Raw genomic sequence first — 21,150 nt, 5'->3', positions numbered from 1 at the left:
CAGTTTTCACCGCCGCTTTCAGGCGGCGGACGGCAGGCAGGCGGGGCCGATGGGCTCGAAGCTCTTATAGGTGAGGATGAACTCACGGTGGCCAAGATGCTCCGACTTCGTCAGCTTGCCGCGCGCGACATCCTTGATCAAATCGACGATCTCGGAGCCGACGTCTTCCAGCGTGGCACGGTCTTCCAGGATGCGTCCGGCATCCACGTCCATGTCGCCGGCCAGCTTGCGGTAGGTATCGGGATTGGCGCAGACCTTGACGACCGGCGAAATGGCCGATCCGGACACCGAACCGCGACCCGTCACGAACAGGGTCATGTGGCAGCCGGAAGCGATCATCTCCACGATCTCGGCATTGTCGGAAATGTTCGGGAAGCCGAAGCGAACTTCGCCATCGGGAACGACATCCATCAGGAACAGACCTCCGGCGGGCGGAATATCGCCGGGTTTGATGATGCCTGAGATTTTTGAAGAGCCGGATTTGGCGTAGGCCCCCATCGACTTCTCCTCGATGGTGGAGAGCCCGCCATCGGCATTGCCCGGCGCGAAGCTGCCGTAGCCGAGCGTCGCATAGTAGCGCGCGGCCTTGTCGACCGCGGCGCGCAACTCGTCGCCGAGTTCCGGCGTCAAGGCCCGCGCGGCCATGATCTCCTCGCAACCGATCAACTCGCCCGTCTCCTCGAAGATGCAGGTGGCGCCTGCATCCACCAGACGGTCGAAGGCGCGACCCACGGCTGGATTCCCGGTCAGGCCGCTGGTGCCGTCCGAGCCGCCGCATACGGTGCCAATCATCAGTTCGTCGAGGCGCATCGGAACCGTCTCGGCGCCGGCCAGCGCGTCGAGCTGCTCGCTCACCCAGTGGGTGCCATCCTCGATCGTCGACAGCGTCCCGCCATTGTTCTGGATTGTCAGTGTCTGCACCGGGCGGCCGCTTTCGGCGACGATCCGGGACAGCGAGAACTTGTTGAAGCTTTCGCAGCCGAGGGAAAGCAACAGCACAGCGCCCACATTGGGATGCGTGCAGAGGCGCTCCATCATCTTCTGCGCGTATTCATTGGGGAAACAACCGGGAAAACCGATGAGATGAACGTCACCGCCCCTGAAATTGGCGATGATCTCGCGGCCGACATGATGCGCGCATTCGACCAGGTAGGCGACGACCACCACGTTCCGGATCCCCTTGCGGCCATCGGACCTCAGATACCCGCGCAGTTCGGCCTCGTTGCTCATTTCGCCTTCTCCTCGTCCGATGCCTCGATGACATGGGTCTTGGTATAGTCGCTCTGCATGTTGTGGACATGCACATGCTCGCCGGCGTCGATGCGGCTCGTGGCCGAGCCGATCGGCACGCCGTACTTCATGATCTTCTCGCCCGGCGCAATGGCGCGGCGGGCGACCTTGTGGCCGAGCAGGACGGATTTGCCGATGCGCACGAGCCGACCGGCAACGACGATCTCCTCGCCGTCGCCGATCGGCCGCTTCGCCACCAGCACGTTGTCGCTGTCGGCCAGCAGCAGCAGCCGCTCGTCATAGCGATCGGGTGGCATGCCGGGCGAGACTGCGTCAGCGGTGGGCATCACATCACGCCGAAGGTGGAAAACGCCTCGCACGCGCTCATGCCCTCGCGGATGGCGACCGCCACCTTGTTTTCCGTACGCACCTTGTCGAGCGCGCGCTGGATCGCTTCGGCTTCGGCCGCCTTCGGGATGATGAGCACACCTTCACGGTCGGCGAAGACCAGGTCGCCCGGGACGATCGTCACGTCGCCGATCCGGATCGGGCAGCGATAATCGATCACCTTGCCGCGGGGACCCTGGTCCTGCGCATAGATGCCGCGCGAGAACACGTTGAAGCCGAGATTCTCGATTTCCCAGCTGTCGCGCAGGTAGCCGTCCACGATGGCTCCGGCCGCTTTCAGATGCTGGGCGCGCGTCGACATCAGGCCGCCCCAAAGCGCGTAGCGCAGCGACGCGCCGGTGGCGATGTAGACCTCATCCTCGCGCAAGTCGTCGAGCGCCTCCATCATCAAGCCGAACGGCTTGTTGGCCAGAGGCCCGACCGACGATGGCGATCCCTCGGAGAAGACGTCCGCCTCCAGCACGGTCATTGCGCGACCGACGATCTTCATGTCGGAACGCAGCGGCGCGATGCCGGCCGGCAGGAACTGGTGCTGATAACCCATCACGTCGAGAACGTCGCCGACGACGGCGGTGAACAGCTCGTCCTTGAGGACCTGGAAGACGGTCTTGTCGGATTTCTGGAATTGCTCGGACATAGGCGCTTTCCTCTAACGGGACAGAAGGGTGGAAAGGATCGGCACGTAGGTGACCAGCAGCAGGAAGGCGAACAGGCCCGCATACATGCTGAAGGCCTGGCGCGTGAAATCGCTCACCTTCACCTTGGCGATGTTGCAGACCATCAGCATGACCGTGCCGACCGGCGGCGTCAGCGTGCCGATGGACAGGTTGACGATGATCACGATGCCGAAATGGATGGGGTCGATACCGAGCGCCTTCACGGTCGGCAGGAGGAGCGGCACCAGCACGATCATCAGTGCGGTGCCTTCGATCAGCATCCCGAGAAACAGCAGCACGATGTTCAGCAGGAGAAGGAAAACATAAGGATTGGACGTCAGCGACGAGATCAGCTGGGCCAGCGACTGGCCGGCCTGCTCCATGGAGAACACCCAGGCGAGCGCCGAGGACGCCATGATGACGAGCAGCACCGACGCCGTCGACTTGGTGGTCTCGATAAGAGCGTCGACGACATGGCTGACACGCATTTCGCGGTAGATGACGAAGCCGATGACGAGAACCAGCGTCACCGCGACGGCACCCGCCTCGGTAGGCGTGAAGATGTTGGCCCTGATGCCGCCGAGGATCGCCAGGATGAGGACGACGGCGGGCCAGGCGGAAGCCAGCGTATCGACGAGTTCCTTGCCCGTGAGACGATGCGTGCGACTTGCCTTGTAGCCGCGCCGCACGGAGGTCGTATAGGCGGCGAACATCAAGATGGCGGCGCCGACGATGCCGGGGATGATGCCGGCCATGAACATCTTGCCGATCGAGACGTCGGCAATCAGGCCGTAGATGATGAGGGCGATGCCGGGCGGGATAATGGGCGTGATCAGCGACCCCGCTGCCGTCACGGCACAGGAAAAGGCCCGGTCGTAGCCGCGCTTTTCCATTTCCGGAACCATCATGCGCGTGAGCATGGCGCTGTCGGCGAGATTGGACGCGCTGACGCCGCCCATGAGGGTGGACACCAGGATATTGGTGAGCGCCATGCCGCCGCGCAGGCGTCCGACGAAGAGGTCTGCGACCTTGATCATGCGCTCCGCGATCCCCGTATGCGACATGACCGTGCCCAGCATGATGAAGAAGGGGATCGCCAGCAGGGAGCTGTTCTGGGCCGGCCCGATGAAGCGCTGGACGGCAATCTGGATCGGAATCTGGTTGATGAAGATGAAGTAGGCGAAAACCGCCATGAGGATGCCCACGTAGAGGCGCAGATTCAGCGCGAAGAGGGCAAGCATGATGAGGATGACGATGGACAGGTTCATTGCGCGTGCCCCGAAAACGCTGCACGCGCACTGCGAATGGCGTGCTGGGCCATATAGATGGCGATGACGACGAAACCGACCGGCACGGCGATGTCGATCCAGAAGTAGGAGATTCTCAGAATGCCGGTCACCTTGAAGTGGACATTCATCGCCAAAAGCAGGCCGACATAAGAGACATAGAGAAGGAAGGCTGCCGACAGCAGCGACATCGCCAGATTGATGGCGGCTGCGACCTTGGCGGAGCACATCTCCAGCAGCAGCGGGATATGCAGGTGCTGGTCGTCCTGTTCGGCGGCGATGGCGCCCAGCATGATGATCCAGATCATGAGCAGGCCGGAGATTTCTTCCGTGGACTGCAGCGGCCGGCCGAGGAAATACCGCATCACCACCGCGACGTTGAACACGACGAGGAGGATCAGCAGCGGTATGGCTGCGAGCCGATGCGCGAGGCGCGCTATGGATTCCATGACGATGCTCCTGGTATCACTGCGGCCATCCCTGCAAACGCAGGGCGCCGGCTCGCGACGATCGGGGACGGCCGTATCCGGCCGCCCCTTTCGCCTGGGAGCGGTTTCAGTTCAGCTCGGCCTTGATCTGGTCGTAGAGACCCGGCGTCCATTCCGGAAATTCGGTGTAGACCTTCTCGGTCAGGGCCTTGAAGGGCGCTGTATCGACATCGATGACTTCGACGCCCGCCTCCTTCATTTTCCCGATCATCTGGTTGTCGAGATCGGTGGTCAGCTTCTGGCTGTAGAGCCCTGCGTCGTAAGCCGTATCTTCGATCAGCTTGAGCTGGTCGGCGGGGATCTTGCTGAAGAAAGCCTCACCGCCGACGAACATGGCCGTGTTCGTCAGATAGCCGATCTTGCTCAGATATTTGGCTTCCTCGTGGAACTTTTGGCCATAGAGAACGGCGATCGGATTCTCGACGCCGTCGATGACGCCCTGCGTCAGCGCCGGGAACGTCTCACCCAGCGGCATCGGCGTCGGAGTGGCACCCATCGCCTCGAAGATCTTGATCTGCATGTTGTTGTTCGGCACGCGGATCTTCATGCCCTTCAGGTCGTCCGGGGTGCGGACCGGCTTCTTGGTGATCAACTGCCGGACGCCGTAGAGGTAGTTGCGCATCACGATGTGGATGCCCTTCTCCTTCAGTTCGTCCGACTTCTTCTTGAACCATTCGCCGTCATAGATCTTGAACAGCTTCGACGGATCGTCGGCGAGATACGGCCCGAACAGCACGCCGAGGTCCGGATCATAGTCGGCCAGGAAGCCGACATCGGTGATGGTGATGACGTTGAGGCCCATCATGGCCTGCTCGGTGACGTCCTTCTTGGAGCCGAGCTGGGAACTGGGGAAAAGCTCCAGCGTGATCTCGCCGTTGCTCTTCTTCTCCAATTCGTCCTTCCAGTAGTGCATGACCTGATCGACAGGTTCGCCCGGATTGTTCTCATAGGCGACCTTGATGGATAGCGGGTCGGCGAAACCGGCGGCGCTGCCGGCAAGCAGCAGTCCCGCCGCAAGCAGGCATCTGTTGAAAATGTTCATTTGCGGGTCCTCCCTGTGTTGGACGGTTGTGGTTGGTTTCAGAAGCCGACCAGGGCTCCGCCGTCGACGACGAGCGTCTGGCCGGTGACGTAGCCGGCGGCCGGCGAGGCAAGGAACACCGCGGCCCAGCCGATATCCTCAGGCTGTCCCACGCGTCCCATCTGGATGCGGCCGAGGATCTTGTTCAGCCGGGCGGCGTCGTTCGAGGTGGCGGCACGGAACAGCGCTGTGTCGATCCAGCCCGGCGCGATGCCGTTCACGCGCACGCCGCGGCTGGCATATTCCGCGGAGAGCCCGCGCACGGCGCCAAGCAGCGCCGATTTCGCGGTCGTGTAGCCCATGACAAAGGGCTGGCCGATGAAGGATGTCATCGAGGCGAGGAAGATCACCGATCCGCCGCCGCGCGCCGCCTGGCCCGGAACGATGCAGCGGGTCAGTTCGAGCGCTCCGCGCACATGGACGTCGAACACCCTGTCAAAGTCTTCCGCCGTCTGTTCCTCGAACGGCTTCTTGACGGTGTTGCCGGCGTTGTTGACCAGAATATCGACCGCCCCCCGGCTCGCCTCGATATCGGCCGCGGCATCCTTCAGCGACGCCAAGTCGCTAAGGTCCATCGTTCTGGAGGCAACGTCGCCGCCGATCTCGGCTTTCGCGGCCTCCAGCACATCGGCGCGGCGGCCGGCGACGGTGACGCGCGCTCCGGCGGCTGCAAGCGCCTTGGCGATGGCAAGTCCCAATCCGCCGCCGCCGCCGGTGACCAGCGCGTGTTTTCCGGAGAGGCCGAACGCCTTTTCGAGTGGGGTCGGTTCAGTCATGTGTCAGATACGCTCGACAAGGATCTTGAGGACATCGCGATCGCCGTCCCAATAGGGCAGCGCCGCTTCGGCTTGGTCGAAGGGAAAGACTTTCGAAATGAGGTCGTCGGCCGCCGCGCCGATCGTCTCCAGATGCGCAATCACGGCATGGAAATCGTTGAGCGTGGCATTGCGCGAGCCCAGGATGTCGAGTTCCTTCAGATTGAAGAACTGGGTCTGGTACGTGACCGGCGCCTTGGAGTAGCCGACATAGACGACGCGGCCCGAAAAGCCGGCCAGATCGACCGCCTGGGTGAAGGTCGCAGGCAGGCCGACCGCCTCGAAGGCAACGTCGACGCCGTCGTCATGCGTCAGCCGGTTGATTTCGGCGACAACTTCGTCCCCGCCCGCCGGCAACGCGTGGGCTGCGCCGAACTTGACGGCCAGACGGCGCTTTTCCTCGCTCGGATCGATGGCGATCACGCGCGCTCCGCGTGCAACGGCACCGATCAGCACGCCCATGCCGATCATGCCGCAGCCAATCACGGCCACCGTATCGTGTGCCGTGACACGTCCGCGGCCGACCGCATGGAAACCGACCGAAAGCGGCTCCACCAATGCCAGGTGGCGAGGCGCCAGGGTTTCGTTGAGGATCAGCTTTTCGGCCGGAAGGTTGACCTCCTCGGCCAGACCGCCGTCCTGCTGGACACCCAGTGTCTTGTTGTAGCGGCAGGCGTTGACCCTGCCCTTGCGACATGACGTACACCGGCCGCAACTGGTATACGGCATGACGATGACGCGCCTTCCGACGGCATAGGCCGGGTCGACGCCCCGCCCCGCCGATACGATCTCCCCGCCGATCTCGTGGCCCGGAATGCGCGGCAAACCGACAAGCGGGTTCAATCCCCTGAAGGTGTTCAGGTCGCTGCCGCAAAGGCCGACATGATGCACGGATATCCGTACCTCGCCCTCTGCTGGTGCGTCGAGCGGCACTTCGTGGAAGCGGGCGACCTTTTCCTTTTCGATCCGCAATGCCCTGATCATGATGCCATATCCCGCGTTTCGGCCGCCGTCGCGCTGCGGGTCAGAACCGCCCGCACGGCCTGCTCGCTGTATTCGTAGTGATTGGAAAGGGCGCGAAGCGCGTCCGGAAGATTCCGCGAACGGAGTGCCGCGACGATGGCGCGGTGGTCTTCTATCGTGCGCTCGCTGTTCTCGCGGCTGTTCTTGCCGATCTCCATGTAGAAGATGAGCGTGTGGGTCAGCACCGTGTACAGCGTCATCGCCACGCGGTTGTCGGCAACGCGGACGATCTCGTTGTGGAAGGCATAGTCGGCCTCGGCCGCCTCACGTGCCGTGAGCGCCCGCTCCATGCGCGAAACATGTTTCTCCAGCAGGGCCAGGTCATCTTCCGTCGCGTTCTCCAGCGCCTGCGGAAGCAGGCCGAGATCGATGATGCGACGAAAATCGAGAAGATCCTGACAGGTCTTCGGACTGCGGTCGAAATACTGGTCCATGACATGGAAGACGGCGCCGATATTGGGCGCACAGACGCGCGGGCCTCGCTGCGTCTTCTCGATTATGCCAAACGCTTCCAGGTGGATAAGAGCTTCGCGGACCGTATTGCGGCTCACATCCAGCCGCTCGGCGATATCCCGCTCGTTCTGGAGCAGGTCGCCGGGCTTGTAGTTTTCCGGAATTTCGCTCCGCAACGTCGAGACGACGCTTTGGACCGCGCTCGTTCTGGCCAAGTCAACCTCCCATTGGTCCAACAATAGGACCAATGGGAGGCTTTTAACACAGCACCACCTTCGTAAGCAACCGGGAATCGAGAATGTCGTACCGCCGCCGATCAGACCGCGCCGCCGGCAGGCCTCGATCGGATTTGGAGCCGAGTTTGTCGCTGCGGCCGACCCAGTCGAGGATCGTGCCAAGCTCGCCCTGAATGGTGATTATGCAGCGACCCTGCTTTTCGCCGGGAGTGACCATCAGGAAGTCGATGATCCAACGGATGGCGTCGGTGGCTTGGAGCGCATCGTCAGGATGCGAAGGCACTTCGGTCAGCCGTTCGATCCTGCGGCGATAGGCCTCCGCTGTATTCGGATGAATGTTGGGCGTGCCTGGAAGCATGTCCTGCAGACGTGCGGTGAGACCGTCCTGCCTGGTTTCCAACTCGGTCAATCTGGCGGAGAAGGACCGGTGCCAGCCTGCCTGTTCGATGACGCGCGCGATCTCGGCGATGGCGGCGAGCATCATGGATAGGGAGGGAAGGAAATCGCCCCCATGCGATCTGTCTCAGCCAGATCGACGTCTACGCATGAGCGACGATAGCAAGGTTCGCCATCTTCGCAGCTACATAGATTATGGAAGGTTCGTCATAGCCTGTGATGACAAGAGCCGTCTGATCTGGGGCAATCAGAACTTCGAGATGCAGACGCACTGCATTTGACCCACCACAAGGACCTACTTGACCGATCGGCAATCGTCCGAGAGTTCCATCGTTATCTGATCTACCGCTCATTCCGCAGCCTGCGCTCGAGCGCGCGGCTGTAGCGCGAGATGAAAAAGCAGAACGCCGCATAGATCAGGGCAACGAAGACGTAACCCTCGACGATGAAGGTCCGCCATTGCGGGTCGGCCAGCGCCTGCTTCGCGGCGAGCAGCAGGTCCGTCAACCCCACGATACCGACGAGCGAGGTGTCCTTGAACAAGCCGATGAACAGGTTGGCGATCGCCGGAATGGCATGCCGCAGCGCCTGTGGCAGCACCACCAGCAGCGATGTCTGCCAGTAGGTGAGGCCGAGCGCCGCAGCCGCCTGCTCCTGGCCCGGGGACACGGCCTGCAGGCCGCCGCGGATGGCCTCGGCGAGATAGGCGGCGCTGAACAGCGTGATCGCCGCCAGAGCGCGCAGCAGGGCGTCGACTTGCAGCCTGCCGGGTAGGAACAGCGGTATCATGAACGACGCCATGAACAGCACGCTCACCAGCGGCACCCCGCGGACCATCTCGATGGTGGCGACGCAGATCGATTTCACCACCGGCAGCCGCGAACGGCGGCCGAGCGCCAGCAGCACCGCGAGCGGAAAGGCACAGACGATGCCGCCGATGGCGAGCAGGACCGTCAGCGGCAGGCCGCCCCACAGGTCGGTCGGCACCGGCGCCAGGCCGAGTGTGCCGCCGCGCATCAGCAGGAGGATGATGGCCGTGCCGAGCAGCCATCCTCCAAGCACCATGCGCCAGCCGAAGCGCAGCGAGCAACTCGCCAACACCAGGACGACGGCGAGCGCGAGCGCCAGAAGCGGCCGCCATTGCTCCTCATAAGGGTAGCGGCCGAACAGGATCAGCCGGTACTTCTCATGGATGAATGCCCAGCAGGCCCCGCCATTGGCGCGGCAGGCGTCCGGAGAGGCGGCCGCCCACGTGGCGTCGAAGAAGGCCCAGCGCAACAGCGGCGGCAGCAGCATGACGAAGGCGGCAAGCATCGCCACCGTCAGCAGCGAATTGCTGATGCTGCCGAACAACCTGTAGCGCAATCCGGAAACGGCGGCGTTCATTGTGTACCGACCAGCGCCACGCGCGCATTGTACCAGTTCATGAAGGCGGAGATCGACAGGCTAATCGCCAGGTACGCGGCCATCATGATGGCGATCACCTCGACCGCCTGGCCGGTCTGGTTGATGATCGTATTGCCGATGGACATCAGGTCGGGATAGCCGATGGCAATCGCCAGCGAGGTGTTCTTGGCGAGATTGAGATACTGGTTGGCGAGCGGAGGCACCGCGACCTTCAATGCCTGCGGGATGACGACCAGCCGCATGGTCTGGCCCCGCTTGAGGCCGAGTGCCGCGGCGGCCTCCGCTTGCCCCCGATCGACCGACATGATGCCGGCGCGCAGGATCTCGGCGATGAAGGCGGCGTTGTAGAGCGACAGGCCGATCAGCAGCGCCGTCAGTTCGGGAGATACCTGGCCGCCGCCCGAGAAGCCAAAGCGGGTGGGGCGCGGCACGTCGAAGGGCGTCGTCATGGCGACGAACAGGAACGCGAGGCTCGGCAGCCCGGCAAGCAGCAGGGCTCGTGGCCAGAGCGGCGGCGGGCCGCCGAAGCGATCGGCCCGACGCCGCGCCAAAAGGCCATAGGCGAAGGCGGCGACCATGCCGACAAAAAGCGCGGCGAGCACCAGCCAGAGACCCGAATGCAGGATCGGGAAATGCAGGCCGCTCTTGGCCAAATAAACGCCGAACGGCAGTTTCGGCGCCGCGGCAGCGGCCGGCAGCATCTGGGTCAGCACCGCGTACCAGACATAGAGCTGCAACAGCAGCGGGACGTTGCGGACCAATTCGACATAGCCCGTCGCAAGGGGAGCGACGAGCGGATTGCGCGACAGGCTGGCGATGCCGACGAAGGTGCCGGCGACGGTCGACAGGATGACGCCGAGCAGCGCGACCACCAGCGTGTTGAGCAGGCCGACCAGCAGCGCTGTGCCAAATGTGGCATCGGCGCTGTAGGGGATGAAGCTCTGGCCGATCTCGAAACTGGCCGCCTGCCACAGGAACCCGAATCCGGTGCGGATCGAGCGCGCTTCGAGATTGCCGACGAGGTTGAGGCCAAGGAAGGCGACGACGCCGGCGACGATGGCCAGCACCAGCACCTGAATGGCGAGAGCGCGGAAGGCCGGCTCGTTCCAGCCTCCCGCACGCCGCTCCGTTTCGACTGCGGCGGCCTTCATCTCATCGTATCGGCAGGGCGTACATCAGCCCGCCATGCGTCCACAGCGCGTTGGCGTTGCGCTCCATGCGCAACGGCGTCCCGGGTCCGACATTGCGGTCGAAGATTTCGCCGTAGTTGCCGACCCGCTTGATCACGCGGTAGGCCCAGGCGGCGTCGAGGCCGAGCTTCTCGCCCATATCGCCCGACGAGCCGAGCAGCCGCTGGATGCCGGGGTCCTTGCTGTCCTTCATCTCGTCCACATTGGCAGAGGTGACGCCCCTTTCCTCGGCCTCCACCAGCGCCATCAGCGTCCACTTGGCGACGGTGAAGAAGTCGAGATCGTTGCGGCCGACGACCGGCCCGAGCGGCTCCTTGGAGATCATTTCCGGCAGGATCTGCCAGTCGTCCGGATTGGGCGCGTCGGATGCGCGGACCGAGGACAGGTAGGACATGTCTGCGGAAAAAGCCTGGCAGCGCCCGCTGAAGAAGGCGGCACGCGCTTCCTGCTGGGATTCGAACACCACCGGCGTGAACGTCTTGCCGTTGGCGCGGAAATAGTCCGCCATGTTCAGTTCGCTGGTGGTGCCGGTGGCGGTGCAGATGCTGGCGCCGTCGAGGTCGAGCGCGCTCTTGAGATCAAGCGACTTGGGGACCAGGAAGCCCTGGCCGTCATAGAAATAGACGCCGGCATAGAGCAGGCCGAGCGAAGCGTCGCGCGTCAGCGTCCAGGTGGCGACGGTGGTCAGCATGTCGACCTCGCCGGACTGCAGGGCGGTAAAGCGCTGCTGCGGGCTGAGCGGCACGAACTTCTCCTTGGCGGCGTCGCCCAGGATGGCGGTCGACACCGCGCGGCAGAAATCGGTGGTCAGGCCGGTCCACTGGCCCGAACTGTCGGCGATCGAGAAGCCGCCGATGCCGGTGCTGACGCCGCAGGCGGTTTCGCCGCGCTGGCGGATGCCGTCGATGGTGGTGCCCGCCTGCGCCGGCATGGCAAAGCCCGCGCAGGTCGCCATCAGCATGGCGCCCGCAAGACCGTTTCTGAGCAGATGGTTCATCGCATTTCCTCCCTTGTCTTTCATTTCACCCGGATTGAAAGATCCCTACAGCTGCGGCCGCCCTCCCGGCGGCCGGCGTCAGGTGACGGCGCGTCGCGCCGTAAAGCGCGCGTCGCGCCAGTCGCCCCCCTCCAGCACGGCGTTGAACGCGGACGCAGCCCGATGCACGTCGGCATAGCTGAGATAGGCCGGCGAGAAGCCGAAGCGCATCATGTCCGGCGCGCGGAAGTCTCCGACGACACCGCGCGCCATCAACGCCTGGACCACCGGATAGCCATGCTCGAAGGCGATCGACACCTGGCTGCCGCGCCGGGCCGGATCGCGCGGGGTGACGATCGTCGCGCCGTGGGTCCGGCAGGCGTCTTCCACGAGCGTCATGAACAGGTCGGTGATGGCAATGCTCTTGGCGCGAAGGGTATGCATGTCGACATCCTCGATGGCGGCGAGACCGGCGTCGAGGGTACGCATGGACAGGATCGGCTGGGTGCCGCAAAGCAGGCGGCGGGCGCCGTTGTCGGGCCGGTAGCCGCGCTCGAAGGCGAAGGGCGTGGCGTGACCCCACCAGCCGGAAAGCGGCTGGCGCAACGTCGCCTGATGGCGTGCGGCGGCATAGATGAAGGCCGGCGCGCCGGGGCCGCAGTTGAGATATTTGTAGGTGCAGCCCACCGCCAGGTCGGCACCCGCGCGGTCGAGCTCGACCGGGACGACGCCGATGCTGTGGCATAGATCCCAGACGACAAGCGCGCCCTTGTCGTGGATGAAGCGCGTCATGGCGGCCATGTCACGCAGTTCGCCGGTCCGATAGTCGACGTGGTTCACCAGCACGACGGCGGTCCGCTCGTCGACGAGGTCCTCGATCCTTGCGCCGTCGACGCCCTCGAGCAGCAGCTCCATGCCCGGCGCTCCCGCCACGACGCCCTCGGCGACATAAAGGTCGGTCGGGAAGCTGCCGCCCTCGGCGACGATCGTGGTACGCTTCGGCCGCAGCGAGCGACCCGCCTGCAGAGCCTTGTAGACGTTCACCGACACCGAATCGCAGACCATCGTCTGTCCGGCGGCCGCACCGGCCAGCGCGCCGACGCGGTCGCCGAGGCTCTCGGCCAGTGTGAACCAGCCCGCGTCGTTCCAGCTGCGCACGAGACCTTCTGCCCATTCCCGGCGCATGGCGGCTTCCATGTCGGCGAAGGCCGCAACAGGCGTCGGTCCGAGCGAATTGCCGGCGAGATAGACCATGCCGGCCGGAAGATGGAAACGCTGCTTCAGACGGGCGAGCGGATCGGATTCGTCGCGGCGCGCGATATCCAGGGCAACGCCTACGGCGTTGGTGATTACCGGTGTCATGATGCTTCCCCGTGGGCCACGGCCACCTGGGTGGCTTGGTTGCATCGATCATTCGATGTAATATCGAAGATGTCAATAGATATATATAACCTTGCTTCTCAAGGGGAATTATATATAAAATCGAAAGAGCAAGGGACCCAAATGGACGAGATCACAAAGACGGAGTTCGCCTACCGAACGCTGCGGCAGGAGATTCTCGAAACACGACTGAAGCCCGGCGTCCCGCTGAAGCTGGGTGCCATGCGCGAAGCCTACGGCATCGGCTGGACGCCCCTGCGCGAAGCGTTGTCGCGGCTGGAGGCCGAACATCTCGTCACGTCCAGCGCCAACAAGGGCTATACGGTCGCGCCGGTATCGTTGGAGGAATTGGGCGACCTGACCGCCGCCCGGCGGCTGGTGGAACTGCCGATGCTGGCCGCATCCATCGCAAACGGCGACGAGGCGTGGGAAACCAAACTCGTGGCCGCCCATTTCCGCCTGTCGCGCTGCGCACCGCCAACCGAACGGCCGGAAGACCTGGTCATCACCGATTGGGAGGAGCGGCACGAAGCCTTCCACATGGCGCTCTTGTCGGCCTGCAAGTCGCCCTGGCTGATGCGCTTCTATATCCAGATTCGCGACCAGTTGCGCCGCCATCACCGCGTGCTCGCCATCGCGCCCGGCCTTTCGGCCACGAGAGGCGAGAAATGGCGCGATAGCGCCGCCTTCCATGCATTGTGCAGCGCGCTCGCACTGGCGCCGCATACCGAATTGATGAACGCGGCGCTTAACCACGATATCGACGGCGCGGTCGAATTGCTCGGCGCGCATATCGAATTGACCCGGCAGGTCTTCGTTGCCGCCGATTTCAACGGCGCGAGCGCGCGCGACGGCTAAGCGCTGCCCGGCGCAACACGGCAATCGACCCGCCCCGACGACGGATTTCAACGGCAGGAAACATCCATGGAAAACGGACAATCATGAACGGCGCATCCGCATATCCGACGCTCGTTCTCGTCAACGGCAACGTCCTCGGCGACGACGGCCGCCACGAGGCGCTGGCCGTGTCGGGCGCGCGCATCGCCGCCCTTGGCTCGACGGCGGCCATCTCGGCGCTCGCCACGGCGGCGACGGAAACGATCGACCTCGCGGGACGGACGGTGGTGCCGGGTCTGGTCGACGGCCACGCCCACATGGACCGGGAGGGGTTGAAGGACCTGCTGCCCTCGCTGGCGGACTGCCGCTCGATCGAGGACATCGTCGGCCGTATCGCCGAAATCGCGCGTTCCCGGAAGCCCGGCGAATGGATCGTCACCATGCCGATCGGCAAGCCGCCGGGTTACGAGAATGTGCTGGCCGGCATCGCCGAGGGTCGTTTCCCCGACCGCCACGACCTCGACCGCGCCGCGCCGGACAATCCCGTCTACATCCGCTCGATATGGGGCTACTGGCGTTCGGACCTGCCGCTGGTTTCGATCGCCAACAGCGCTGCGCTCCGGCTGGCCGGCATCGACGCCGCGACGGTTCCGCCTGCACCGTCGATCGAAATCTGCCGTGATCCGCGCAACGGCGAGCCGACCGGCGTCTTCATCGAAGCCAACAAGATGCCCGTCGTTGAGCTCAGCCTGATGCGGCGCGCACCGAATTTCGCGCCGGCCGACCGCGTCACCGCGCTTGCCGCCTCGATGCGAGCCTACAACCGCGCCGGCACGACCAGCGTGTTCGAGGGCCACGGCATCGCCGCCGAGGTGCTCGACGCTTACCGGAAGGTCAACATGGCCGGGGGCCAGACGGTGCGGGCGTCCCTGGTTTTCAGCCCGGCATGGGCTTCCACCAGCGCCGACGATTGCCGGGCGCTGCTGAAATCCTGGGGCCATTGGCTGGCCGGCCGCGGTCTCGGGGACAAATGGCTCGGGATGGCAGGCCTCTATGGCGAGATCGACAATTCCGTCGAGCGCACGCTTCGCAGCGCCGCCTTTCCGCAGACCGGCTGGGCGGGCTTTCACTACGATTCCTCGCTGCCGCGCGACGCCCTCAAGGCCGTCCTGGTCGAAGCCGCCCGCAACGGCATCCGCGCCGTCGGCATCCTGCCCAACATGCTCGATCTCTTCGCCGAGGTGAACGAAACCGCGCCGATCGCCGGGCAGCGCTGGGTGCTCGGCCATATCGTCAACCTGACACCGGACCAGGTCAGGCAGGTCGCGGATCTCGGTCTTGCCGTGACCACGCATCTGACCGCCTATATCTACAAGCGCGGCAGCGAACTGGTCGAAAAACTCGGCAGCGAGCGCGCCGGCGAGATCGTGCCGCTGCGCTCGCTGCGCGAGGCGGGCGTACCCATCTCGTTCGGCAGCGACAATGCCCCGCTCAGCCTGTTCCATTCGATCGGACACGCGGTCAACCGGCGCGACAAGCATGGCGCGGTAATCGCCCCCGAGCAGGCGCTGACACGCGCGGAAGCGCTCGAATGCGCGACGCGCGGCGGCGCAGCGCTGACCTTCGAGGAGGACGACAAGGGCAGCATCGCGGTCGGGCGGCTCGCGGACCTGGCGGTCCTGTCGGACGACCCGCTGACCTGCACGCCCGACAGGATCGCCGGAATCACCGCCGACCTGACCATCGTTGACGGCCGCGTCGTCCACCAGCGGTGAGCGAGGATCCGGCGCTGATGCACCCGAGAGAGGAAGCCATGAGCCGACCGAAACCCGAATATGTCTTCCTCGACTACGATCAGGCGAGGCTGGACCTCAATTACACGCAAAGCGCCTGGGCGCCGAATGCCGACGCCATCATCGCCTGGTATCGCAGCGCCAGCATTGCCGCGCATGAACGGCTCGCCTGCCGCAGCTTCGCCTATGGCGAGACGCCGCTCGAGCGCATCGACCTGTTTTCCGCCGGCAGGCCGGGCGCACCGCTGGTCGTCTACGTCCATGGCGGCGCATGGCGCATGCTGGACCGCATGGACAGCGCCTTCGCCGCCGAGGCGTTCGTTGCTGCGGGCATCGACTTCGCCGTGCTGGATTTCGCGAGCATTCCCGACGCTCGACTGCCGGACATGGTAAGGCAGGTGCAGCGCGGTATAGGCTGGCTTTTACGCAACTCTGCGGAACTGGGCTTCGACAGCGTCCGTGTCGTCGTCGTCGGCCATTCTTCCGGCGCGCATCTGGTCGCCGCAGCGCTGACGGCCGACACGCCCGAGCATGTCATCCCCGGCTCGGTACGCGCCGCCCTGTGCGCCAGCGGGGCCTACGATCTCCAGGGCACGATGCTGAGCGCGCGGGGCGCTTACCTGCAACTGAGCGCCGCAGAGATCGACGCATTCAGTCCGATCCGCCATCTGTCGCGTCTCGCCTGCCCGATGGTGGTGGCTTACGGCTCGGCCGAGACCGACGAATACCGCCGCCAGGCGACGACGTTTCACGCCGCGCTGCGCGCGGCCGGCAAACAAAGTGAACTCGTGCTGGCGGAAGGCCACAACCATTTCGAGATCAGCCGTACACTCGGCGAGAGTGGAGGTCTTCTTTTTTGCATCGCGATGAGGGCGCTGCAGCATTGACGCGGTTGCAGTGTACGAGCGATCGAGCCGAAGTGGTGAAAACTACACCTTCCGGCAATCCTAAGAATGGTGGCGATCTCGGTGGTGGCCAAGGCCGGCTCCGTGCTTTCCCTGCCGGGACCAGTCATCTGCGTCGCCGCGATCGTCGCTGGCGTCGCCATCGGCGCGGCCGTCCACGAAATTCTGGAAAAGCCGATCGCCGCGTTCCTGAAAAACCGGCCGGATCGGCGAACCAGCGCGCATTCCGTGGCGTGAGTAAGGCTCACTCAGGTACTACGACCAACTCCGCGGTCACGCAGATCGGATTTTCGCCGCGCACCAGACGGCCATGGAAGATGGCGCCGCGCATGTCGACGATGGCGATGTCGAGCCGTACGACCGGGCCGGCCGGCGTTTCCTCCAGTCGCCCCTCGGTGACGAAGAACTCGGAAGCGTAGGACTCCATCACCGGGCCGCTCTCGAAGCGTGCGCCGTTCAGGCTGCCGATACCAAGGATCGTAGCCCGGCGGATGCCCCCGTCGCGACAGATCGCCTCCAGCGCAAGTGAAATGTCCTGGTTCGGCCGCAAGGTGACGGCGAGCGCCGACCTGCCGCCGGCTTCGCCACCTTGCGCCGGCCCGGCGGCGAACAGCCGGAAATTCGTCTCCGGATCGTGCCGCGACTCGAAGACCGCGCCGCGCAGCCCGACACCGCGCACCCGCACGGCCTCGGCCGGCAAGCTCTCGGACGGCAGCATATGGCCGAGCGCAGGTGAGCCCCTCTCGTCCTGCCAAAGCCCATGGCAATGAACGAAGCCGGCGCCGTCGCGGCGGCCGACGATCGCCGTCGCCCGCTCCACCGTGACGCCACCTTCAGGTGCGATGGTCGCGGAATACCAGGCGGCATGTTCGCTATCGGGCGAAGCCGCGGGCAGCACGTAGCGGAACGGATCGAAGCGGCCGCCGTCGATCCCGACACAGGCACTGTCGCAGCCGGCGGCGGCGACCGTCTTCGCCAACCCGGTTTCCACCGCCTCGCCGCGCGCCAGGGTGAAATCGAGCGGCACCGCCCTTGCCCATGCCAGCGCATGCCGCCGTTGCGCCACCGGCCCCGGATGGGCGATGGGCGGACGGGCGGTCATGCCGTCGTCCCGGCGAGCAGGCCGCGCGCCTCCAGCGCCTCGCGCACCAGCTTCTTGGTGATCTTGCCATAGGCCGATTTCGGCATCTCCTCGATGAAGATGAAGCGCTTCGGCATCTTGTAGCGGGCGAGCTTGCCGTCGAGGAAGGCGATCAGTTCGGCCTCGCCCACCGTCGCGCCTTGCGCCGGCACGCACACGGCGATGCCGGCCTCGCCCCATGCCGGGTCCGGCACGCCGAGCACCGCCACCTCGCCGACCCCCGGATGGGCGAGGATCTTCTCCTCGATCTCGCGCGGATAGATGTTGGAGCCGCCGGAAATGTACATATCGGAGGCTCGGCCGGTGATGTAGAGATAGCCTTGCTCGTCGAGATAGCCGAGATCGCCGGTGCGGAACCAGCCGTTGCGGAAGGCCTTGGCGTTGGCTTCCGGATTGTCGTAATAGCCGGCGAAGACGGCCGGACCGGTGACGCAGATCTCGCCGCTGGCATTGGCCGCAAGTTCGGCGCCGTCATCGTCCTGGATGGAGATTTCCATCGCCGTGCGCTCGAAGCCGCAGGTGTTGAGACGCATGCCGGGCCTGTCCTCGGCCTCGTGCTCCGCAGCCGGCAGGACGGTGATGTTTCCCGTCACTTCACCGAGGCCGAAATACTGCACGATGACCGGCCCGAGCTTCGCCAAAGCGCGCTTCTGGTCCTCCCGGTACATCGGCGCGCCGGCATAGATGATGTAGCGCAGCGAGCCGTGGTCGGCGCCCTCGACGGCGGGGTGCTCGACAAGGCGCTTCAGGATGGTTGGCACGGTGAACATGTTGGTGATGCGCCAGTGTTCGACCAGCGACCAGATTTCAGCCGGGTCGAAGCGCTCCGACGCTGTCAGCACCGTCCTGGCGCCGGCCGCCACCTGGGTCAGCAGATGCACGCCGGCGCCGTGCGAGAGCGGGGCGACGACCAGCGAGGCGTCGTGTTGCGTGGTGCCCGGCATCAGGTCGCACAGATGATTGACAACGACAAAGCCCATCTGGCCGTGCGTCAGCACCGCCGCCTTCGGCCGCCCGGTGGTGCCGGAGGTGAAGAAGAACCAGCAGGGATCGTCGCGCCCGACCGCCTCGTTGGAAACCGCCCTGCCCAGATACTCGGCGACCACGGCCTCGTAGCTGTCGCCGAACCCGGCCTCGCCGATGGCGAGCATGAAAGCCGGCGGCGCGGCAAGCGCGGCGCAGGCGGCGGCATGATCGGGAAAGGCGGCGTGGCAGATCATTCCCTTCGCGCCGCTCGCCTCGGCCAGATAGGCGACTTCCGCCGGGGTCTGGCGGAAATTGGTCGGCACCCAGACCGCGCCCAGCCGGAAGCAGGCGAACATCGATTCCAGCATCTGGTTGCAGTTCTGCGACTGGACCAGGATGCGATCGCCCTTCTTCACGCCGAAACGGTCGCGAAGTCCTGCGGCCATGGCGCTGACGCGCGCGTCGAGATCGCGCCATGTCCAGCTTTGCTCGCCCCACGCCAGCGCAATTTCGTCGCCGAACCGGCGCGCCGACCGCGTCAAAAGATGTGCCAGGTTGGACACCCGCGTCGAACGCGGCAGGGCCTCGTTTGCGGATGGCGCTTGCTGCCCCACTCTACGTCTCCGTCGGTTTCCTCGCGCGGCCGTCGCGGCGCGCAAAAATGCGTTGCAGTTTCACGGACAGGCGGCCGGTCTCGTCGCGCAGAAGCGCGGCGAGATTTTCCTGCCGTTCGGCTCCCATACGACTGTCGATGGCCGACAGGCTGAGCGCGCCGGCGGTGCGGCCGTCGGGATAGCGAACGACCATGCCGATCGCCCAAGAATTGGGCAGCACCAGCCCCGGATTGAGTGACCAGCCGCGGGCGCGCGTCGCCTCGACCTGCTCGCGGATGACCTGTGGCGTATAGCGCGGAAAGCGGGCGGCGACGGCGGCCTCGTTCTCGGCGACGATGTGGTCGATCTCCTCGTCGGGCAGGTCCGCCAGCAGCGCCATCGAGCCGGCGCCGATGCCGAGCGGGTGATGGGCGCCCGCCTGCAGCACATGAGTGCGGATCGGAAAGCGGCCTTCCTCGCGCTGCAGACACACCGAAAGGTTCTGACGGCGCACGGAGAAGAACGAAGAATCCTCGCTTTTGTCGGAGATATGCCGCAGGCTCTCGCCGGTGAATTCGAGCAGGCTATGGCGCGTTGCCGCCAGCGCGCCCATCAGGAAGGCCTCCTCGCCGAGATGGTAGCGCCGGCTTTTCGCGTCCTGCTCCACCAGTCCGGCCCGCATCAGGGCGAGCAGCAGGCGCCGCGCCGTCGGCTTGTTCAAGCCGCTTTCGGCCAGGATATCGGAGAGGCCGATGCCGGCTTCGGCATTGCGGCGCACGATAGCCAGCAGGCCGAGCGCGCGGTCGACGCTCTGCGCGCCGGTGACCTCCCGCATAGCGCTCATGTTATGGCAACTTCCGTTTGGTCATAATATGGACCATGTAGGCACGCGATCCTTATCCTGATTCATATTTGCATTGCACCTAAGGCTGCGCAAGCGCGCGTCTTGCGCTATTGTCGCCTTCTGAGCCGGGCCAAACGGTCCATACTGTGAACAACCGGCAGAGGAACACGTTTATGCCCGGACGCATGCAAAACAAGGTCGTGCTCGTCGTCGGCGGCGGCGCGCCGCCTGAAGGGCTGAACAACGGCAAGGCGGCCGCGCTGCTCTATGCGCGCGAGGGCGGCGCCGTCGTCGTCGCCGACCGCGACCTTGCGGCGGCGCAACGAACCCGCGGCGAGATCACGGCGCAGGGCGGCGATTGCCTAGCGCTCACGGCCGACGTGACCGACAGCGCCAGCCTGGAGCGCACCGTGGCTGCCACCCTCGGCGCCCATGGCCGCATCGACGTGCTGCACAACAATGTCGGCATCGCCGCCACCGGAGGGCCGGTCGAGACAAGCGAGGAGGAATGGAACCGCATCGTCGCGGTCAACCAGACCGGCGTGTTCCTCGCCTGCAAGCATGTGCTGCCAGCGATGGTCGAGCAAGGGGCCGGCGCCATCGTCAACATTTCGTCGGCGGCGGCTTTGCGCTGGATCGGCTTCCCCTACGCCGCCTATACGGCGTCGAAGGCTGCCGTGCTGGCGCTGACGCAGAACATCGCCCTGCAATATGCCGGCAAAGGCATCCGCGCCAACTGCGTGCTGCCCGGCCTGATGGACACGCCGATGATTCGCGAGCCGCTGGCGGCGAGTTACGGCGCGGATGTCGAGACAATGCTCGCCAAGCGCAATGCCCAGAGCCCGACGGGAAGCATGGGCGATGCCTGGGATACCGCCTATGCCGCGCTGTTCCTGGCTTCCGACGAGGCGCGTTATGTCAACGGCACGCATATCATCGTCGACGGAGGACTCACCGCGCGCTGCGCCTGACGCTTAGAGCGAAATGCCGTTTCCCTGAATCGGTATTTCACTCTAACCCTTTGTTTTTGAAGTATGATGTTTTCC

The 21,150-nt window shown here is 64.9% G+C and carries 22 protein-coding genes; 5 read left to right on the top strand and 17 right to left on the bottom strand.

Features of this window, described 5'->3' with window-relative positions:
* Positions 1-18 precede the first annotated feature (18 nt).
* From E6C48_RS20470 to kynU, 14 genes are all read right to left on the bottom strand, one after another.
* On the bottom strand, positions 19-1,230 hold the full coding sequence (locus E6C48_RS20470) for a UxaA family hydrolase (protein ID WP_136360041.1): 1,212 nt from the start codon (positions 1,228-1,230) through the stop codon (positions 19-21).
* The gene (locus E6C48_RS20465) at positions 1,227-1,577 is read right to left on the bottom strand and encodes a UxaA family hydrolase (RefSeq protein WP_230978887.1); all 351 of its coding nucleotides are present in this window, start codon (positions 1,575-1,577) and stop codon (positions 1,227-1,229) included. The genes E6C48_RS20470 and E6C48_RS20465 overlap by 4 nt, the downstream gene beginning before the upstream one ends.
* On the bottom strand, positions 1,577-2,275 hold the full coding sequence (locus tag E6C48_RS20460; protein WP_136360040.1) for an RraA family protein: 699 nt from the start codon (positions 2,273-2,275) through the stop codon (positions 1,577-1,579). The genes E6C48_RS20465 and E6C48_RS20460 overlap by 1 nt, the downstream gene beginning before the upstream one ends.
* A gap of 12 nt (positions 2,276-2,287) precedes the next feature.
* On the bottom strand, positions 2,288-3,562 hold the full coding sequence (locus E6C48_RS20455; protein ID WP_136360039.1) for a TRAP transporter large permease: 1,275 nt from the start codon (positions 3,560-3,562) through the stop codon (positions 2,288-2,290).
* Entirely contained in the window at positions 3,559-4,029 is a 471-nt protein-coding gene (locus tag E6C48_RS20450; protein ID WP_136360038.1) for a TRAP transporter small permease, read from the bottom strand. Before E6C48_RS20450 ends, E6C48_RS20455 begins: the two co-directional genes overlap by 4 nt.
* Positions 4,030-4,135: 106 nt before the next feature.
* Positions 4,136-5,110, bottom strand: coding sequence for a C4-dicarboxylate TRAP transporter substrate-binding protein (locus E6C48_RS20445; RefSeq protein WP_136360037.1), 975 nt, complete (start codon positions 5,108-5,110; stop codon positions 4,136-4,138).
* A gap of 38 nt (positions 5,111-5,148) precedes the next feature.
* The gene (locus E6C48_RS20440; RefSeq protein ID WP_136360036.1) at positions 5,149-5,925 is read right to left on the bottom strand and encodes an SDR family NAD(P)-dependent oxidoreductase; all 777 of its coding nucleotides are present in this window, start codon (positions 5,923-5,925) and stop codon (positions 5,149-5,151) included.
* Between the two features lie 3 nt (positions 5,926-5,928).
* Positions 5,929-6,948, bottom strand: a complete 1,020-nt coding sequence (locus E6C48_RS20435) for a zinc-binding alcohol dehydrogenase family protein (RefSeq protein WP_136360035.1) — start codon at positions 6,946-6,948, stop codon at positions 5,929-5,931.
* Positions 6,945-7,655 (bottom strand): FadR/GntR family transcriptional regulator, encoded by a 711-nt coding sequence (locus tag E6C48_RS20430; protein WP_139954618.1) that lies wholly within the window; start codon positions 7,653-7,655, stop codon positions 6,945-6,947. Before E6C48_RS20430 ends, E6C48_RS20435 begins: the two co-directional genes overlap by 4 nt.
* Before the next feature lie 43 nt (positions 7,656-7,698).
* Positions 7,699-8,160, bottom strand: coding sequence for a hypothetical protein (locus E6C48_RS22655; RefSeq protein ID WP_168734603.1), 462 nt, complete (start codon positions 8,158-8,160; stop codon positions 7,699-7,701).
* Between the two features lie 254 nt (positions 8,161-8,414).
* Positions 8,415-9,458 (bottom strand): amino acid ABC transporter permease, encoded by a 1,044-nt coding sequence (locus E6C48_RS20425; protein ID WP_136360033.1) that lies wholly within the window; start codon positions 9,456-9,458, stop codon positions 8,415-8,417.
* Positions 9,455-10,630 (bottom strand): amino acid ABC transporter permease, encoded by a 1,176-nt coding sequence (locus E6C48_RS20420; RefSeq protein ID WP_136360032.1) that lies wholly within the window; start codon positions 10,628-10,630, stop codon positions 9,455-9,457. Before E6C48_RS20420 ends, E6C48_RS20425 begins: the two co-directional genes overlap by 4 nt.
* A gap of 1 nt (position 10,631) precedes the next feature.
* Entirely contained in the window at positions 10,632-11,666 is a 1,035-nt protein-coding gene (locus E6C48_RS20415) for an amino acid ABC transporter substrate-binding protein (protein ID WP_136360031.1), read from the bottom strand.
* Positions 11,667-11,744: 78 nt separating this feature from the next.
* The gene (gene kynU / locus E6C48_RS20410) at positions 11,745-13,007 is read right to left on the bottom strand and encodes a kynureninase (protein ID WP_136360030.1); all 1,263 of its coding nucleotides are present in this window, start codon (positions 13,005-13,007) and stop codon (positions 11,745-11,747) included.
* A 141-nt stretch (positions 13,008-13,148) separates the two neighbouring features.
* Between kynU and E6C48_RS20405 the strand changes: the two genes are divergently transcribed.
* From E6C48_RS20405 to E6C48_RS20390, 4 genes are all read left to right on the top strand, one after another.
* Positions 13,149-13,883, top strand: a complete 735-nt coding sequence (locus E6C48_RS20405; RefSeq protein WP_136360029.1) for a GntR family transcriptional regulator — start codon at positions 13,149-13,151, stop codon at positions 13,881-13,883.
* Positions 13,884-13,966: 83 nt separating this feature from the next.
* Positions 13,967-15,637 (top strand): amidohydrolase, encoded by a 1,671-nt coding sequence (locus E6C48_RS20400; protein ID WP_136360028.1) that lies wholly within the window; start codon positions 13,967-13,969, stop codon positions 15,635-15,637.
* Positions 15,638-15,675: 38 nt separating this feature from the next.
* Positions 15,676-16,542 carry an alpha/beta hydrolase gene (locus E6C48_RS20395; protein ID WP_168734602.1) on the top strand — a complete coding sequence of 289 codons (867 nt, stop codon included), beginning with the start codon at positions 15,676-15,678 and terminating at the stop codon, positions 16,540-16,542.
* A gap of 66 nt (positions 16,543-16,608) precedes the next feature.
* A complete protein-coding gene (locus E6C48_RS20390; RefSeq protein ID WP_136360026.1) occupies positions 16,609-16,797 on the top strand; it encodes a hypothetical protein in 189 nt (62 codons plus the stop codon).
* A 7-nt stretch (positions 16,798-16,804) separates the two neighbouring features.
* Here E6C48_RS20390 and E6C48_RS20385 read toward each other — a convergent pair whose 3' ends face one another.
* From E6C48_RS20385 to E6C48_RS20375, 3 genes are read right to left on the bottom strand one after another with little or no spacing between them, the layout of a single operon-like run.
* Positions 16,805-17,662, bottom strand: coding sequence for a PCC domain-containing protein (locus E6C48_RS20385; RefSeq protein ID WP_136360025.1), 858 nt, complete (start codon positions 17,660-17,662; stop codon positions 16,805-16,807).
* Complete coding sequence (locus E6C48_RS20380) at positions 17,659-19,281, bottom strand: acyl-CoA synthetase (RefSeq protein ID WP_136360024.1); 1,623 nt, start codon at positions 19,279-19,281, stop codon at positions 17,659-17,661. The genes E6C48_RS20385 and E6C48_RS20380 overlap by 4 nt, the downstream gene beginning before the upstream one ends.
* 1 nt (position 19,282) lies before the next feature.
* A complete protein-coding gene (locus E6C48_RS20375) occupies positions 19,283-20,104 on the bottom strand; it encodes an IclR family transcriptional regulator (RefSeq protein WP_136360023.1) in 822 nt (273 codons plus the stop codon).
* A gap of 173 nt (positions 20,105-20,277) precedes the next feature.
* On the opposite strand from E6C48_RS20375, the gene E6C48_RS20370 reads away from it, so the two are divergent.
* Positions 20,278-21,075 (top strand): SDR family NAD(P)-dependent oxidoreductase, encoded by a 798-nt coding sequence (locus E6C48_RS20370; RefSeq protein ID WP_136360022.1) that lies wholly within the window; start codon positions 20,278-20,280, stop codon positions 21,073-21,075.
* Positions 21,076-21,150: the final 75 nt, after the last annotated feature.

Origin of the sequence: Ollibium composti, assembly GCF_004801285.1 — a bacterium.
GTDB classification, from domain to species: Bacteria; Pseudomonadota; Alphaproteobacteria; order Rhizobiales; family Rhizobiaceae; genus Mesorhizobium; species Mesorhizobium composti.
Note: the sequence above shows the minus strand (reverse complement) of the source record. Positions and strands in the feature narration are given on the sequence as shown.